A 16,271-nucleotide genomic window follows, 5' to 3' on the forward strand; every position below is an offset into this window, starting at 1 on the left:
CTGTGTCAGTTTCATTCGGCTGCAGTGTGGATCTGGATCAGCGGCTCGCTGGCTTGATAGCGTTTGAGCTCGTTGAGTTCGGGCGAAAAGCGGCCCAGAGTTCCTGAGGTAAACAGTGTGTCGCCGGAAGGAAGCACAAGATCGCGGCGCGATGCCGTGGATGGTGTGGCTGCTGGCTCCAGGTGCTGGTCATTGCCGCTCAGCAGTTGCAGGCGAAGCAGGTTGTAGCCAGGCGCCAGCCGCTGGATCTCGTCGAGGATTGCAAATGGATCGAAAGGCGAGAGCTTTGGTTCAAGGTGGTTAGCGGTAAGCCAGACGGCATGGCGGTCGGCCTCGCCGGCTTGTGCGCCGCGGCTTTGCCCCATATCGGCGCGGGTTCCTGAGAGCCCCTTGCCAAAGGGAACGAGCGATTTGACGTCGGCGCCCATCTTGTCGGCGATGCGAACGATCATCTCGAAGTCGGTGCGGACGCCTGCGCGGTCACCCGCCTTGGCCACCTGTTGCAGATCGCCGTAGCTGTTGGTGACGGAGCCGGACTTTTCATACAGGTTCGCCGCGGGCAGAATAACGTCGGCGACCTGCGCAGTCTCCGTGAGGAACATCTCCTGCACGACAACAAAGGTCTCCTTGAGGGAGGCGGGATCGACGCTGTAGGTCGCGACTGGATTCGCATTGACGACATATAGCGCGGAGAGGTTGCCCCGGCCGGCAGCTTCGAAGATCTCGACCATGTCGAGGCCGGGCGTCGTGGGGATACTCTGTTCGGCGAAGGGGCCGGGCTGCGCGACGGGGACGTATCCGGGAAGCATGTCGGGCAGAAGGCCCATGTCCGCCGCGCCGCGCGAGTTGACATAGTCGGAGAGCAGCGCAAACTTCCGGTTCGGCAGCGTCGTGCCGAAGTCCAGCAGGCGCTTCAGGTCGGCGCCGCGAAGCTCCGAGCCGATCAGCACGAGAACGGATTCTTCGGCACGCAAAGCTGTGCGGAACTCATGGAACGATGCAGCATCCGCACCAGCGTGGGTGAGGGAATCGATGGCTGCGTCGTCTCCTGCGATGAAGCTGGCGAATGCGCCATAGCTGAACGGAGCGATCTGCACGAAGCGGCGTGCCTGGCGGCGCAGCTTGATCTCTTCCGTATTCGCAACATAGAGGCGTGCCTTGTTCAGGCGAACATCGGTACGAAGATTCCAGGCCGTGCCGGGGGCTTGATTGGTTGGATCGCCGCCGATGATAAAGACGGCTGGAGCATTCAGCGTGTCGCGAAGCGATGCGGTTCGGCCTTGCTTGCCTGCCAGCGCCTGAGCGAACGTGACATAGTCCGCCGTGCGATGGTGATCGATATTGTTGGTGCCAAGAACAGTGCGTGCGAACTTCTGCAGCAGGTAAGCCTCTTCGTTGGTGAGGCGGTTGCCGCCGACAACGCCGATGGACTTGCCTCCCTTGGCGTCGCGCAGTTCACGTAGCTTCTTGCCGGTATACGTGAAAGCTTCTTCCCAGGAGACTTCCTTGAGCGAGCCGTCGGCCTGGCGAATCATCGGTGCGGTGATGCGCTCGCTATTGTTGGCAAAGTCGAAGGCGTAGCGTCCCTTGTTGCAGAGGAAGTCGCCATTGATGCCGCTCTTGTCCCGATTGTCTCCGCGGACGATCTCAGCTCCGTCCGAGGTGGAGCGCACCCCAAGCGTCGTCTTGCAGCCGTCGCCGCAGTGCGTGCAGACGGTGGAGACGTGGTTCATCTCCCAGGGACGGGTCTTGTAGCGGTACGTTCCTGAGGTCAGGGCGCCGACCGGGCAGGCATCAATACACATGCCGCACTGCTCGCAGTCGAGATGGGCGAGATCGTCGGGCGACTGCTGCGCAGGGATATTGGGAGCAATGACGGCCGAGGAGCCGCGGTTCTGGATGCCCAGCGCGAAGACGTCCATGCCTTCGCCGCACATGCGTACGCAGCGGTAGCAGAGGATGCAGCGTGGACGATCGAAGTAGACCGCAGGCGACCACTTCTGCTCCTCGCGGTGATTCTTCGGCTCGGCGTAAAAGCTGTCTGCAGCGCCGTACTTGAAGGTCATGTCCTGCAGTTCGCACTCGCCACCGGCGTCGCAGACGGGGCAGTCGAGCGGATGATTGCCGAGCAGAAGCTGCAGTGTGGCCTTGCGCGCCTGGGTGATTTCAGGAGTTTCGGTCTGAACGACCATGCCCTCAGCAACAGGCGTTGTGCAGGCGGTCTGCAGCTTCGGCATCTTCTCGATGCGGACAACACACATGCGGCAGGCTGCCTGGAGGGAGAGTCCTGGATAGTAGCAGAAGGCAGGGATCTCAATACCTGCGGCCTTGCAGGCATCAATGAGCAGCGTGCCCGCCGGGGCGGTAAGTTGTTTGCCGTCTACGATGAACTTTACGTCTGCCATCAGTGCGCTCCCACGAGCTGTTCGACCGTGATGATCGGGGTTCCGGCCTTGTGGCCTTCGATGTAGTCCTCAAACTCTTTGCGGAACTTCTTGACGAAGCCCAGCGTCGGCATCGCAGCCGCGTCACCGAGCGGGCAGAAGGTCCGGCCCATCATGTTCTCGGCCAGGTACTGAACGTTCGCCACGTCTTTTTTAGACCCGCCGCCGTTGTAGACACGGGTGAGGGTCTTCTTGATCCAGTCCGTACCTTCACGGCAGGGAATGCACCAGCCGCAGGATTCGTGCTGGTAGAAAGCGATGGTGCGCAGAGCAAACTCGACGATGGAGACCGTCTCGTCGAGCACGACGATGCCGCCGGAGCCAAGCATGGTGCCCGCCTTGCCCATCTGGTCGAAGTCGAGACCTACGTCGATCTCCTCCGGCAGAAGCACGGGGCAGGAGCTGCCTCCGGGGACGACGGCCTTGAGCTTCTTGCCGTCCTTGATGCCGCCTGCGACGTCGTAGATCGCCTTTTTCAGGTTGTAGCCCATGGGCAGTTCGTAGACGCCAGGGCGCTCGACGTGGCCGCTGATACCGAACAAGCGAGTACCGCCGTTGCGCTCGGAACCGATCTTTGCATACGCCTCGCCCCCCATCAGCAGGATGTGCGGGGCAGAGGCAATCGTCTCGGCATTATTGATGACCGTCGGGCCACCGTAAAGTCCGACGACGGCGGGGAAGGGCGGCTTGATGCGCGGAACGCCGCGCTTGCCTTCGAGCGACTCCATCAATGCGGACTCTTCGCCGACCTCATAAGCGCCTGCGCCGGTCTGCGTGACGATGTCGAAGTCCAGTCCCGAGCCGAAGATGTTCTTGCCGAGGAAGCCGCGAGCATAGGCATCAGCAACGGCCTTCTCAACGATCTTCAGCAGGTAGCGATACTCGCCACGCAGATAGATGAAGCCCATCTTCGCGCCGATGGCGAGGCCCGCGATCATCGTGCCTTCGATGACCGCGTGTGGATCGTGCAGAAAAATGACATGGTCTTTGCAGGTACCGGGTTCGGACTCGTCACCGTTGACGAGGACGTACTTCGGCTTCTCGGACTGCTTAGGTACGAAGGACCACTTCATGCCGGTGGGGAATCCTGCTCCGCCGCGTCCGCGGAGCCCTGAGGCCTTCATGGTGTCGATGATCCAGGCAGCCATGTTTTCGCCCTGGGCAATGGCCTTCTGCACGGCCTTGTAGCCGTCGAGCTCGAGATACTTGTCGATATCGGCTGCGCCCTGACCGAAGCGGCGGCTGATGACCTTGACTTCATCGGGATGAGAGACGAGAGTCGGCATGCTATTTCACGTCCTTTCCCTTGCCGGCGCGGTAAGTCTCGATAATCTCATCGACCTTGACCGTGGTGAGGTTGTCATGGAAGTCGTAGTTGACCTGCATCGCCGGTGCCCAGCAACAGGCGCCGATACACTCCACCTCTTCGAGCGAGAAGGTGCCGTCGGCGGTGACCTCTTTATGGCCGATACCGAGCTTGTGTTTGCAATGGTCGAGAATCTCGTAGCCGCCGCGCAGCATGCAGGAGATATTCGTGCAGACCTGCACGTTGTACTTGCCCGCCGGCTTGGTGCGCAGCATGGAGTAGTACGAAAGCACGTTGCGTACGTCCAACTCCATCAGATCGAGGCGCTGGGCGATCTCGGTGACAACGGCGTCGGAGACGTAGCCGACCTCATCCTGCGCATACAGCAGCATGGGGACGAGTGCGGAGCGCTTGACCGGGTACAGCGTTACCAGATGGTCGAAGCGCGCGGCTGTGGCCGGCGAAAAGATTGAATTGGCGATCTCACTCACTGTGCATCATCTCCCGAGCCAGTTCTTCGGCGGCAAGGTCCATCTCCTGGGTGTGTTCCTTCAGTTTAACCGTTCCATCCTCTTCCAGCGAAAAAGTTGAGCGGTTACCTTCACTGTCTTCCACAAGATCGTGCGTAAAGCGCATCCAGCGACTGGCTACGCGTACTGTAATCTCGTCCGGGCCGACCTCGACGACTGCATGATGCCGGCTGTTGAGTCCGTGGGCGGCTGCGTAAGAGCGGAGCAGGGAGGCCCAGGAGGTCCAAAGTTCGGTGCGGAGTCGAGCGTCCACTCTTTAAACCGCATCCTTCATCGATCGATGGCTCCAAGCACGATGTCAATGGATCCAATGACGGCGACGACGTCGGCGAGCAGACGACCTCTGCACATGGTTTCCAGAGCCTGCAGGTTTGCAAAATCCGCGTTGCGCATGTGCACGCGGTAGGGCTTCGATGTGCCATCGGAGACGACGTAGTAGTTCATCATGCCGTGCGCAGCTTCGACCGAGCTTGTGGCTTCTCCTGCGGGAACGGCAAAGCCTTCAGTAACAATCTTGAAGTGATGGATCAGCGACTCCATTTGCGTCTTCATCTGCTCGCGGTCGGGCAGAATGATCTTCGGCGCATCGGCAACAATGCGGCCTTCGGGCATGCCGTCCAGAGCCTGCAGGCAGATCTTGACCGATTCGCGCATCTCCTGCATGCGCAGCACATAACGCGCCCACACATCACTGTCATTCGAGACGGGAACGTTGAACTGGAACTTTTCGTAGCTGGAGTACGGCATATCGCGGCGCAGGTCGAAGTCGATACCCGCAGCGCGCAGCGGAGGTCCGGTAACGCCGAGCGCAATCGCGTCTTCCGGCGAGATGTAGCCAATGCCCTTCAGGCGGTTGATCCAGATGGGATTGTTCTGCAGCAGCGATTCGTATTCGTCGATCTTTGAGGGGAAGTCGAGCAGGAAGGCCCGGATCGAGTCGTAAAGACCCAGCGGTGGCTCAAGGCTCACACCGCCGATTCGGATATAGCTGGTCATCATGCGCTGGCCGCTGACGGCCTCGAAGATGCGCAGCAACTGTTCGCGTTCGCGGAAGCAGTAGAGGAAGACGGTCAGCGCGCCGATGTCCATAGCGTGCGTGCCCAGCCAGACCAGGTGCGAGTTCAGGCGCATCAGCTCGTTGAAGAGCACGCGCAGCCACTGGGCTTTCTCTGGAATCTCCAGTTCCAGCAGCTTCTCCACCGCCAATGCATACGCCGTGTTGTTGGTCATCGGCGAGAGATAGTCGATGCGGTCGGTCAGCGGCACGACCTGCTGATAGAACTTCGCTTCGCAGGTCTTTTCAATGCCGGTATGCAGATAGCCGATATCAGGCGCGAGCGAGACGACCGTCTCGCCGTCGATCTCCAGCACAAGGCGAAGCACGCCGTGTGTGGACGGGTGCTGCGGTCCCATGTTGATGACCATCGTCTGGTCGGAGACGGGATCGTTTCCGTGCTGATGCCGTTTAGCGTCGGCGATCACGTCGTCGATGCCGGGATTGATCTGGTCGGGAGCGGCGATAGATGACATTAGCGGTAGCCCTCCACGGGATAGTCCTTGCGCAGCGGATGCCCCTTCCAGTCCTCGGGCATCATGATCCGGCGCAGGTTGGGGTGACCGTTGAAGTGAACGCCGAAGAGGTCGAAGACCTCGCGCTCATAAAAATTGGCCGCGGGCCAGACCGAGGTAATACTGTCGAGCGATGCTTCCTCGGACATCAGCCTCACCACGAGACGCATGCGGCGCTTCAGCGAGAACGACAGAATGCTGTAGCTGATCTGGAAGCGCGGCTCCGACGGATACCAGTCGACGGCAGTCACATCCTCAAAGAAGTTGTAGCCTGCCTTCTTTACAGCCTCACAAGCGGCAATGATATTTTCGCGAGCGACGGTAATGGTCAGCTCATCACGATCAAACTTTGCAGCAGTTGCCAGTTCGGCAAGCGCCTTCAATGCGGGCTCGTCGGGAAAGGCATCGAAGACGGCCTGTGTATCGAGAATGGCAGCAGCCATTTAGAGATCTCCCTTGTCTGTGGACCAGTCGAGAATGCCCTTCTTCCAGACATAGAAGAGGCCAACGGCAACAAAGCCGATATAGACCAGCATTTCGTAGAAACCGAACATCTTCGAGCCGGTAATCAACGGCAGGCGACGGAAGATGACGGCCCAGGGAAGCATGAAGACGGCCTCAACATCGAACAGAATGAAGAGCATGGCCACCATGTAGAAACGGACCGTGAAGCGGCCGCGCGCATCGCCGATCGGGTCCATACCGCATTCATACGGGCCCAGCTTGGTCCGCGAGTTCTTATGCTTTCCGATGAGGAACGAAACCCCTACCATACCGCATGCAAGACCAAGCGCTACCAGTATTTGCAGGATCAGAGGAAGATAATTCCAGATGTAGGGATAATTGTGCATGGCCATCTTCGACTCTAAGTTTGTGGCTGTCCAGTGTCAAGCCAGCAGGCTGTGCATGTTCGGCTATCGTTCTTTGTCGACGCTTACCGCAAAAGCTGTGAATACGCGTCGATCATGCGGTCGCCAACCTGCGCCACAATCAGGCCGCCGGCCGCAAGAAAACTGCCGAACGCAAGCTTCGACGTCCCTCCGGCCCGTCCTCGGACAAGCAGGTAAATGCCATAGATGCTTGCCCCCAGAACGCCGAAGAAAAGCGAAAGAATCGCCGGCCAGAAGCCCAGGAACGCCGCAATCATCGCCAGTAGCTTCACATCACCCAACCCCAGGCCCTCGCGATGCCGTAACGCCTTATACATCCATCGAACGATCAGCAGCAGCAACGCCACGCCACAAATCGCCAGCATGCGTCCTCCCACGAGTGCCTCGGGCCCTGTAAGAAAGACATTCCCGCTGTCGGTGACGTTTCCCACGCTGGTGAGCTTGATACTGTTACGCGTCAACAACACCTGGCCATCCGTCGGCCCCAGAAAAATAGCCTGGACGCAGATGAGAAAGAAGCCGATTGCGGTACCGGTAAGCGTAAAGGTGTCCGGCAGCAGCCCTGTCTGCCAGTCCATCACAACCAGACCAATCAGCAGAAATCCCACAATCAGAACCGCAACATTCGAGATGATGGCAAACGCAGCATACGAGGACGGCTCACTGGCGTTTGAGCCGAAGTAGAAGTGCAGCAGCGTGTGCAGACGCGCCGCCTGAATCGCAAACCATAGCCCCGTTGCCAGTTCCACCAGCGGGTAGCGCCATGAGATCGGCTGCCCGCAGTCGCGGCAGTGTCCGCGAAGAAACAGCCAGCTCACAACGGGGATATTGTCATACCACCGTATCGGGGCCTTGCAGTGAGGGCAGTGCGATGCCGGGCGAACGATCGACTCATGTCCGGGAAGCCTTGAGATGCAGACGTTCAGAAAGCTCCCAAACAGCAGACCAAGCAGGAAGCCGATGACCTCATAAAGAACTCGAACGCTCACGCGTTGAGTATACGGCGAACTCTAGAAGTCCACATGCATGCGGACGCCCTCGACCAATACCGGTCCGCGATCTCTGTTGTATCCGGGGTTGTCGATGAACTGCACGTTCAGCGCATAATACAGCCCGCGCCATGTATGCACGTTGTAGTAGCTCTCGAGGATGTTTTCGCGTCCGTAATTCAATTTGCCATCGCCCAGCAGAAATCCCAGGCCACCATAGCGCAGGTAGTTCTGATGGTCGCGCTTGATCGCGTTCGAGACAAAAGCGACACCGATCTTGTCGTTTGGCCGTGACCAGCGGCGCCCTGCATAGTCCCCGCCAAACTCCACCGTCTGATCGACCTCGGTATATGCAAAGGATTCCTGCTGGCCTTCGTTCCATCCGAAACGGAAAAATCCGCGCAAATTCGGGGTGATTTCCTGCTCTGCGTTGATTCCAAAGCCGTATTTAACATTGCCGAACTTCGCATGGGCCGAGATATCAGGGTGTGGATCGCGGCCAGCCAGGAAAGCATCGACCGCCTCACGATAATTGCCCATGTGGGCATGATTGACGTAGCCCAGCAGGCGGATGGCCCCTTTGCGCTCCGGCGATGCAAGCCGACCGAGCAAAGATTTGCGCCACTCGAACTCGAAGTTCTGTCCGTTCGCGCGGCTGAAGGCCCAATCCAGATCGATACCGTTGGCGACGACCGGCATGGCTGCAATCACATAGCGTGCGGCCCAGTCTTTATCGAAGTACTCGAGCACCATAGCATACGTGTATCCACGTGTATCGGCGGCGTAGTCCCACGCGCCATTATTGTCGACCGTCCAGTTGAGAAACTGCAGATGACTATCCGAACCGATGCTGTTGATGTCGACGTAGTCCGGCAAACTCATCTTGCCGACGTGCAGCTCGAAGCGGCGCTCAGGCACCTGGGTCGACAGCGAGAAGGGTGTGCGCTCTGCGTCAATCAGCTTGTCTGTCAGGCCAATCGTCTGATGAATCTGGACGCGGCCGAGGTATGGCTTGGAGCCTAAATTCGGATTACGGACAACGTCGAGGTTCGTAAAGCCGGCAAGTCCAAGCGCCTGACTGATACCACGTCCTCCCGCCGACTCGAAGTCAACAATAGCGTCCGTAGCATAACGGGGATTGCGGTTGACCTGGTATCCCAGAAACAGTGTTCCGACAAGCGAGGTCTTGTATTCGCCGCGTCCCTGAAGACTATTTACGCCGTCGTAGGGAGAGTGAAAGGGAGCATGGGCCTGAAAGATAATATTGGCCTGACCCGCGATAAGATAGCGACCTTTTTCCGTATGAGGAAACATCGTCGTCTGCTCGTCGACAGGAACCGGCGCTTCGGGCAGGGCCGCAGGGGCATCGCTCATATGCTGAGCCATAGCGGGACGCAGCAACGCTGGGATCAAAAAAAAGAAAACAATCAGATATCGCATCAGGCCTTAAAATGGTGCAGACGTTTCGACAAAGGCAGTATTAATGCTGCATGAATGGCTCAAAAAGATGATGAATAGAGTAAGAATTGCCAGTCTTTAGCAGTATGCACTTTAACGAAAAGTTTGTACCAGAAGCCAGATATTGAGCCCGGCAATCAGCACAGCAACAAACCAGCTTAACCAGCGAACCCAGCGAGTATTTGTGAACGGCCCCATCATCTTCCGGTCGCTCGTAAATGCAACCAGCGGAAAGACCGCGAAACTGAGTTGCATACTCAAAACAACCTGACTGAAGACAAGCAGTTTTGCTGTTCCATCGCTGCCGTAAATAGCCGTAACAATCACAGCAGGAATGATGGCGACCAGGCGCGTAATCAGGCGCCGCAGCCAGTTCGGCAGATGCAGATCGAGGAAGCCCTCCATCACAATCTGCCCGGCCAGCGTACCGGTAATGGTTGAGTTCTGCCCCGAAGCCAGCAGCGCCAGGGCAAACATCATGCTCGCTCCCGTGAAGCCGAGCAAAGGTGTCAGCAGCTTATACGCGTCACTAATCTCGGCTACCTCTGTATGCCCGCTGCGATGAAAGACCGCAGCCGCCAGGATCAGGATGGCTGCATTGATAAACAGCGCCCCCGTAAGCGCGACGGCGGAATCCAGGTTCGCCATACGAATCGCTCCGCGCTTGCCGCTGACCGTGCGTGGGTACGCGCGCGTCTGCACAATCGACGAGTGCAGATAAAGATTGTGCGGCATCACCGTCGCTCCCAGAATGCTGATGGCGATATACAGCATGTCGGGATTGGTCAGCATCGCGCGGGAAGGAACAAAAAGATTACGCACGATAGGGAACCACTCCGGCCGCGAAAGAATCGTCTCGATGCCGAAGAGGACAGCAATCGTCCCGATCAATACCATTACCAGCGCTTCCAGATAGCGGAAGCCGCGGTTCTCCAGCAGCAGAATCAGCAGGACATCAAGACTCGTAATGATGACGCCGAGAATCAGCGGAATATGAAAGAGCAGTTGTAGCGCAATCGCGGAGCCGATCACTTCGGCAAGATCGCAGGCGGCTATGGCAATCTCCGCAACGATCCACAGCGCCAGCGTCGCTGGCCTGCTGTAACGCTCGCGGCAGGCCTGCGCCAGATCGCGCTCTGACGCGATTCCCAGCTTCAGCGCAAGGCTTTGCAGCAGAATCGCCATCAGGTTCGAGGCCATGATGACGAATAACAACGTGTAGCCATAACGGGAGCCAGCGGCCAGATCCGTGGCCCAGTTGCCGGGGTCCATGTAGCCCACCGCAACCATGAATCCCGGCCCCGCAAAGCCGAGGGCACGCCGCCATAGCTTGCCCGATTCCGGCACCGCAATACTCGAAAAGACATTCGGCAGCGTCGGCCGCTGCGTCGAAGTCTCGGGTTTTGCAATGGACGTCGTCGTGTTCATGGCATTCTAGGGCCTTAGCTTTAGTATGCCACAACAAGTTAACTGCGGTTAACCCTGTCTCCGGGGCTATCGTTTCGCCTGAACCCAGACCCTCTCCGCGGCTGGCTTGCCAAGCGTGGCAACACCGGTCCGCGTTTCGACCGTAACAGTCTCGTCATAGTTCTTCGTGACCAGGCGAACCGGGGCCTGCGGTCCGATGCCCAGCTTGTGCAGAAACAGGAGCAGTTTGGGGTCGCGCTCGTAAAGACTGGAGACGATATAGGCCGTCTTCTCCTCGGCCTCGGCAAGGGAAACCAGCCCGCGCTTCTTTCTGCGTGCCGGACTATCCGGCAACACCGCGTTGCCATGCGGGCAGGTTCCTTTCTCGCCCAGCTTCTCAATCAGCTTCGCCTCAAACGCGGGAGAGACGGCATGCTCCAGGCGCTCCGCTTCATCATGAACCTGGTACCACTCCATGCCGAAGATCTCTGACAGCATGCGTTCGATCAGATGATGCCGCAGAGCTGTCCGGTAGGCCGTCTCCTTGCCCATGGCAGAGAGATGGATTGTCCCGTCATTCTTGACCAGCACATAGCCATCGCGCTTCAGGCGCTTCAGGGCCATCGTCACGGCAGGTGGCGATACGGCCAGCCAGTGCGCTAGCGTAGCGGAGATCACATGCTGCCCCTCGCACTCCGCCTCCAGAATCGCCTTGAGATAATCTTCCTTCGAAACCGTAATTGCATTCTTCATTCGAATCGCGCCAAAACTAACAAAATCAGATTAACTATAGCTAATCGCAGCCGTCCCGAATGCGTTGGAAGCCGCCACTTGCGTCTCCAGCGACGCGGGCGTACTCTTTCGCTACACGGGAAAGGAGGATGATCCAGCCTATGAAATCTGAAAGTACCAGTTGCATCAACACACGTGAGGTGACTGAGGCTTAGGAGCGTCCTGCTCTCAAGTCCTGGCGATCTTCAGTGATACGCTGAACATATTCCCGCCGAGGCCAAGTCCGAGCAAGGACGCCTCAGGTCAATCTCAACAGTTCACCGCCATACGGCCCGCTGCTCCCACGAGCGCGGGCCGTTCACATTTGGTTTTAGAATGGTCTGCATGACACCTCTGGTAATTGCCGGCAAAGCCTTTCAGTCACGACTCATCGTTGGAACCGGGAAGTACGAGGACGGCCCGCAGACCCAGGCTGCGATCGAGGCCTCCGGTGCGGAGATGGTCACCGTCGCCGTCCGCCGCGTGAACCTCGACCGCTCCACCGAATCCCTGTTGGACTTCATCGATCCGCGCCGCTACTTTCTGCTGCCGAATACCGCAGGTTGTTACACCGCAGAAGAAGCGATCCGCGCCGCCCGTCTCGGCCGCGAGGTGGGCCTCTCCGACTGGGTCAAGATCGAGGTCATCGGCGACCAGGCAACGCTCTATCCCGATATTCAAGCAACGCTTGAGGCTACCCGCGTACTGGTAAAGGAAGGCTTTACAGTCCTCCCCTATACCTCTGATGACATTGTGTTTGCCAAGCGACTCATCGACGCCGGTGCCGCGGCCGTCATGCCTCTCGGAGCCCCCATCGGCAGCGGTCTTGGCCTGCAGAACACCGCCAATCTGCGCATCCTGCGCGAGATGATTACCGAGGTCCCGCTTATCGTCGACGCGGGCGTCGGCACCGCCTCCGACGCAACCGTCGCCATGGAGCTCGGCTTCGACGGCGTCCTGATGAACACCGCCATCGCGCAGGCGAAGGACCCCTTGCTGATGGCAGAGGCCATGCAGCATGCCGTGCTTGCCGGACGCCAGGCCTATCTTGCCGGACGTATGCCGCGGAAGCTCTACGCAACCGCCAGCTCGCCGCTCGAGGGAATCTCGCGATAGCCCCGCACACGACTCAAACTTGCCAGCCGAACGTTGCTGCGAAATGAATTACACTTCGCCCATGCGGGTCTTTGGCATCGACTGTGGCACTGAGTTCACCGGCTACGGTGTCGTGGAACACGATCTCACCGCCCGTATGCCACGCCTCGTCCATTGCGCCGCCGGAACCATCCGGCTCAGCAAAAAAGACAAGACGCCGCAGCGGCTCGCCCAGATCTACACAGAGCTGACCGCCATGATGTCGCTTTACCATCCCGACGTCGTCGCCATCGAAGAAGTCTTCTTCTCCGCCAACGCCAAGTCTGCCCTCAAGCTCGGACAGGTCCGCGGTGTCGCCCTGCTCGCAGCCGCAACCTCTGGCCTGCCCGTCGTCGAATACGCCCCGCTCAAGATCAAAAGCTCCGTCGTCGGCTACGGCCTCGCCGCCAAGGAGCAGGTCCAGTTCATGGTGACGCGTCTGCTCGAGCTCGACCAGGCCCCTGAATCGCCCGATGCTGCCGACGCTCTGGCCATCGCCATCTGCCACATCCACTCCGCGCAAACGCTCGCGCTACAAGGCGCAGGACGATGAGATTCGCGCTGGCGCTGCTGCTTGCCGTGGCGGCTGCACCCGCCTTCACACAGACCGCCGCGCCAGCATCGCAGCCAGAGGTCAGCTTCCAGTTCGACCGCCCCGGCCTGCCCGTCCCGAAGTTCACCCTCACCGTCCGCGAAGACGGAACCGGCACCTACAAAGGTGAGACCGCATCCATCAGTGGAGGCACCATGCGCTCCGCCTCGCCAGGTCAGCCCATCGATCGCCCCATCCATCTCACCGCCGCAACCACGGAGACGATCTTTAAGACAGCGCGCTCGCTCAACTTCTTCAACATCGAATGCGCCTCCAAAGCGAAGAACATTGCAGACACCGGTAAAAAGACACTCACCTACACCGGTGCCGACGGCCACGGCTCCTGCCTCTACAACTACTCCGAGAACAAGGGCATCGCACAGCTCACCGACCTGTTTCAGGCCATAGCCTTCACCATGGACGAAGGTCGCAAGCTCGACTTCATGCACCGCTTCGACCGTCTCGGCCTTTACTCCGAGATGGATACGCTCAACCACGAAGTACAGGAGAAACGCGCACTCGAGCTCGGCAACATCCGCCAGTCGCTTACCTCCATCGCCAACGACGAAGCGCTCATGGAGCGTGTTCGCGAGAAGGCCGTCAAGCTGCTGAATCAGACCGGCGAGACGAACTAGCGGCCTACGCCTCTCCACGCAACGCGTGATACAGCGTTGCCATCTCTTCCAGCTCAAGCGACTCCGCCCGCGCCTGCCGTGCAATCCCCGCTGGCCAGCGTCCGCTCAGCTCACTCTGCGTATATCCTGCTGCTCGCAGATTGTTTTCCAGCGTCTTCCGCTTCTGCGCAAAGCTCTGCTTCAGAAATCGGTCAAATCCCGCAGCGTCTACATTCAACGCTTCAAAGCGTGGTGCAAACTCGAAGCGCAGTACGGTGGAATAAACCTCAGGCGGAGGAGAAAATGAGCCCGGCGGCAGCGTAAACAGGTTGTCGATGCGCGCATGCATCTGCGCCGTGGCCGAGAGCAATCCGTAGTCTCTAACTCCCGGCGATGCTGCGACCCGGTCCGCAACCTCACGCTGCATCATGACCACAGCGCGATCCAGCAATCCGGCCACTCCCGCATCAAACAGCTTCAGCAGAATGTCCGACGTAATGTAGTAGGGAAGATTCCCGATTACATCCGCTGTCTCGCCCGTAGGAATCAGCGTGCTCAGGTCCGTCTTAAGCACATCCGCCTCGACGATCTGCACCTGCGGCTGGCCTGCAAAGCGCTGCGCCAACGCCGGAGCCAGTTCACGGTCCAGCTCCAGCGCGATCAGGCGTGCGCATCGCCCTGCAAGAATCTCGGTAATCGCACCTTTGCCCGGGCCGATCTCGATCACCGTGCGCTGGCTCACATCGCCCAAAGCATCCACAATGGCGTGCCTTGCGCGATCGTCTACAAGAAAGTTCTGTCCAAGTTTTGGTTTACGTTTCACGCCGTGTGGTACGCTTTTCCAGTTTCGTGCATCTCTTTGTATAGACTAACGTTTTGTCTATGAAGGATGAGGGAGACGAATGCATATAGTTTTTGCGGCATCCGAGTGCGCTCCATGGGCGAAGACCGGTGGCCTGGCCGACGTGGTCAGCGCTCTACCGAAAACCCTGGTCAAAATGGGCCACAAGGTTCAGGTTTATCTGCCCTATTACAGACAGGTCGCCAAAATGGTGCCTACGCCTCCGGTCGTACTACCCAGCGTGACCGTTCCTTTTCCGTACTACAACCGCTTCGCGCGCATCCTCGATGGCGGTGTCACCGATGGTGTTCAGATGTACTTCGTCGATGTGCCGGAACTCTTCGACCGCGAAAGCTTCTACGCCACTCCATCTGGCGACTATCCCGATAACGCCGAACGCTTCGGCACCCTCTGCCGTGCCATCCTCGAAGCTAGCAAGATCATCGGCATCCCCGACGTCTACCACGTTCACGACTGGCAAACGGCCATGCTCGCTGCCATGCTTCGCTCCATCTATTACTTCGATCCTGTCCTGCGCCATGTTCCGTCCCTGCTCACCATCCACAACGCCGGATATCAGGGCTGGTTTCCGCCGCGCACCATCGAGACGCTGCTCATGCCGTGGGACATGTTTACCCTCGACAAGCTCGAGCAGTACGACAAGCTCAATTTTCTCAAGGGTGGCATCGTGTACGCCGACGCCATCACTACCGTAAGCCGCACCTACGCGCAGGAGATCCAGACTCCGGAGTTCGGCAACGGACTCGAAGACGTGCTCAAAAAGCGTGCCGGTGATCTCTTCGGCATCCTCAATGGAGCAGACTACAGCGAATGGAACCCTGCAACCGATCCGCATATCGCCGCGCACTACACCGCAAAGAAACTCGACGGTAAAAAGGAGTGCCGTCGCGATCTGCTGCATGCCTTCCGGTTCGAAAATGTCAGTGACAACACGGCTGTCCTCGGCCTCGTCTCGCGCTTCGCCACCCAGAAGGGAATCGACTTCATCACCAGCATTATGGACCGCCTCGTTCAGGAAGACATCGTCCTCGTCATGCTGGGCAATGGGGAGGAATACTACGAGCGTCTGTTGACCGAGATGGCCGAGCGCTATCCCGACAAGGTCCGCGTCCAGGTCAGGTTCGACAACGTCGTCGCGCACAAGATCGAGGCGGGGGCCGACATCTTTCTCATGCCTTCGCGCTACGAGCCCGGCGGCCTCAACCAGATCTACAGCCTCAAGTACGGCACCATCCCCGTCGTCCGCGCCACCGGCGGCCTGCAGGACTCCATCGACGAGCGTCCCGACGGCGGAGGCACCGGCTTCAAGTTCTGGGGATACGATCCGGAGGACTTCTTTGACGCCATCCGCCGCGCTCTCACCATCTTCCGCGATAAGAAAATCTGGAAGGCCATGATGCAACGCGCCATGGAGGAAGACTTCTCCTGGCAGAAACCCGCCCAGGAGTATGTTCAGGTCTACGAACGGATCGTAAAGAACCGGACCTGACCGAAATTCTGTCAAGCCCCCAATTTTGTAAACTGCACAATCTAAATGAAATAAAGCTCCTAAAAAGTGCGCATTGGCCCTCGCCCATTTGCTAAACTTAAAAACAGTGAAAGAGATAGGCCCCGCAGTTTGACGGGGCCTATCTCTTTTAGAATCTATATTTTTAATGCTAACCTTCATAAATTCAATATTTTACCCTGTGCAAATCGTATAAAT

General features: G+C 58.6%; 16 protein-coding genes. 4 read left to right on the forward strand and 12 right to left on the reverse strand.

Annotation, left to right across the window (positions count from 1 at the left end):
- Window positions 1–11: 11 nt before the first annotated feature.
- From KFE13_RS00590 to KFE13_RS00640, 11 genes are all read right to left on the reverse strand, one after another.
- Complete coding sequence (locus KFE13_RS00590) at window positions 12–2,405, reverse strand: molybdopterin-dependent oxidoreductase (protein WP_260705191.1); 2,394 nt, start codon at window positions 2,403–2,405, stop codon at window positions 12–14.
- Window positions 2,405–3,730 carry an NADH-quinone oxidoreductase subunit NuoF gene (nuoF, locus tag KFE13_RS00595; protein ID WP_260705192.1) on the reverse strand — a complete coding sequence of 442 codons (1,326 nt, stop codon included), beginning with the start codon at window positions 3,728–3,730 and terminating at the stop codon, window positions 2,405–2,407. The genes KFE13_RS00590 and nuoF overlap by 1 nt, the downstream gene beginning before the upstream one ends.
- 1 nt (window position 3,731) lies before the next feature.
- Window positions 3,732–4,241, reverse strand: a complete 510-nt coding sequence (locus KFE13_RS00600) for an NADH-quinone oxidoreductase subunit NuoE family protein (protein ID WP_260705193.1) — start codon at window positions 4,239–4,241, stop codon at window positions 3,732–3,734.
- Window positions 4,234–4,533, reverse strand: a complete 300-nt coding sequence (locus KFE13_RS00605; protein WP_260705194.1) for a transcriptional regulator — start codon at window positions 4,531–4,533, stop codon at window positions 4,234–4,236. Before KFE13_RS00605 ends, KFE13_RS00600 begins: the two co-directional genes overlap by 8 nt.
- Before the next feature lie 17 nt (window positions 4,534–4,550).
- Window positions 4,551–5,810 (reverse strand): NADH dehydrogenase (quinone) subunit D, encoded by a 1,260-nt coding sequence (nuoD, locus tag KFE13_RS00610; RefSeq protein WP_260705195.1) that lies wholly within the window; start codon window positions 5,808–5,810, stop codon window positions 4,551–4,553.
- A complete protein-coding gene (locus tag KFE13_RS00615) occupies window positions 5,810–6,292 on the reverse strand; it encodes an NADH-quinone oxidoreductase subunit C (RefSeq protein WP_260705196.1) in 483 nt (160 codons plus the stop codon). The genes nuoD and KFE13_RS00615 overlap by 1 nt, the downstream gene beginning before the upstream one ends.
- Window positions 6,293–6,700, reverse strand: a complete 408-nt coding sequence (locus KFE13_RS00620) for an NADH-quinone oxidoreductase subunit A (RefSeq protein ID WP_260707004.1) — start codon at window positions 6,698–6,700, stop codon at window positions 6,293–6,295.
- Window positions 6,701–6,783: 83 nt separating this feature from the next.
- Window positions 6,784–7,728: a prepilin peptidase gene (locus tag KFE13_RS00625; RefSeq protein ID WP_260705197.1), complete on the reverse strand. Its 945-nt coding sequence runs from the start codon at window positions 7,726–7,728 to the stop codon at window positions 6,784–6,786.
- A 21-nt stretch (window positions 7,729–7,749) separates the two neighbouring features.
- On the reverse strand, window positions 7,750–9,102 hold the full coding sequence (locus KFE13_RS00630; protein ID WP_260705198.1) for a carbohydrate porin: 1,353 nt from the start codon (window positions 9,100–9,102) through the stop codon (window positions 7,750–7,752).
- Window positions 9,103–9,279: 177 nt separating this feature from the next.
- Window positions 9,280–10,614 (reverse strand): Nramp family divalent metal transporter, encoded by a 1,335-nt coding sequence (locus KFE13_RS00635; RefSeq protein WP_260705199.1) that lies wholly within the window; start codon window positions 10,612–10,614, stop codon window positions 9,280–9,282.
- 66 nt (window positions 10,615–10,680) lie between these two features.
- A complete protein-coding gene (locus tag KFE13_RS00640; RefSeq protein ID WP_260705200.1) occupies window positions 10,681–11,346 on the reverse strand; it encodes a metal-dependent transcriptional regulator in 666 nt (221 codons plus the stop codon).
- A 363-nt stretch (window positions 11,347–11,709) separates the two neighbouring features.
- Between KFE13_RS00640 and KFE13_RS00645 the strand changes: the two genes are divergently transcribed.
- The 3 genes from KFE13_RS00645 (at window position 11,710) to KFE13_RS00655 (ending at window position 13,725) form a co-directional block, all read left to right on the forward strand.
- Window positions 11,710–12,480 (forward strand): thiazole synthase, encoded by a 771-nt coding sequence (locus KFE13_RS00645; RefSeq protein WP_260705201.1) that lies wholly within the window; start codon window positions 11,710–11,712, stop codon window positions 12,478–12,480.
- A gap of 61 nt (window positions 12,481–12,541) precedes the next feature.
- The gene (gene ruvC, locus KFE13_RS00650) at window positions 12,542–13,051 is read left to right on the forward strand and encodes a crossover junction endodeoxyribonuclease RuvC (RefSeq protein WP_260705202.1); all 510 of its coding nucleotides are present in this window, start codon (window positions 12,542–12,544) and stop codon (window positions 13,049–13,051) included.
- Window positions 13,048–13,725 (forward strand): hypothetical protein, encoded by a 678-nt coding sequence (locus KFE13_RS00655; RefSeq protein WP_260705203.1) that lies wholly within the window; start codon window positions 13,048–13,050, stop codon window positions 13,723–13,725. Before ruvC ends, KFE13_RS00655 begins: the two co-directional genes overlap by 4 nt.
- Window positions 13,726–13,729: 4 nt before the next feature.
- On the opposite strand, the gene rsmA is transcribed toward KFE13_RS00655, so the two are convergent.
- The gene (gene rsmA / locus KFE13_RS00660; protein ID WP_260705204.1) at window positions 13,730–14,527 is read right to left on the reverse strand and encodes a 16S rRNA (adenine(1518)-N(6)/adenine(1519)-N(6))-dimethyltransferase RsmA; all 798 of its coding nucleotides are present in this window, start codon (window positions 14,525–14,527) and stop codon (window positions 13,730–13,732) included.
- Between the two features lie 79 nt (window positions 14,528–14,606).
- On the opposite strand from rsmA, the gene glgA reads away from it, so the two are divergent.
- Window positions 14,607–16,055 carry a glycogen synthase GlgA gene (gene glgA, locus KFE13_RS00665; RefSeq protein ID WP_260705205.1) on the forward strand — a complete coding sequence of 483 codons (1,449 nt, stop codon included), beginning with the start codon at window positions 14,607–14,609 and terminating at the stop codon, window positions 16,053–16,055.
- Window positions 16,056–16,271 lie beyond the last annotated feature (216 nt).

The sequence above is a fragment of the Edaphobacter flagellatus genome (assembly GCF_025264665.1).
GTDB classification, from domain to species: Bacteria; Acidobacteriota; Terriglobia; order Terriglobales; family Acidobacteriaceae; genus Edaphobacter; species Edaphobacter flagellatus.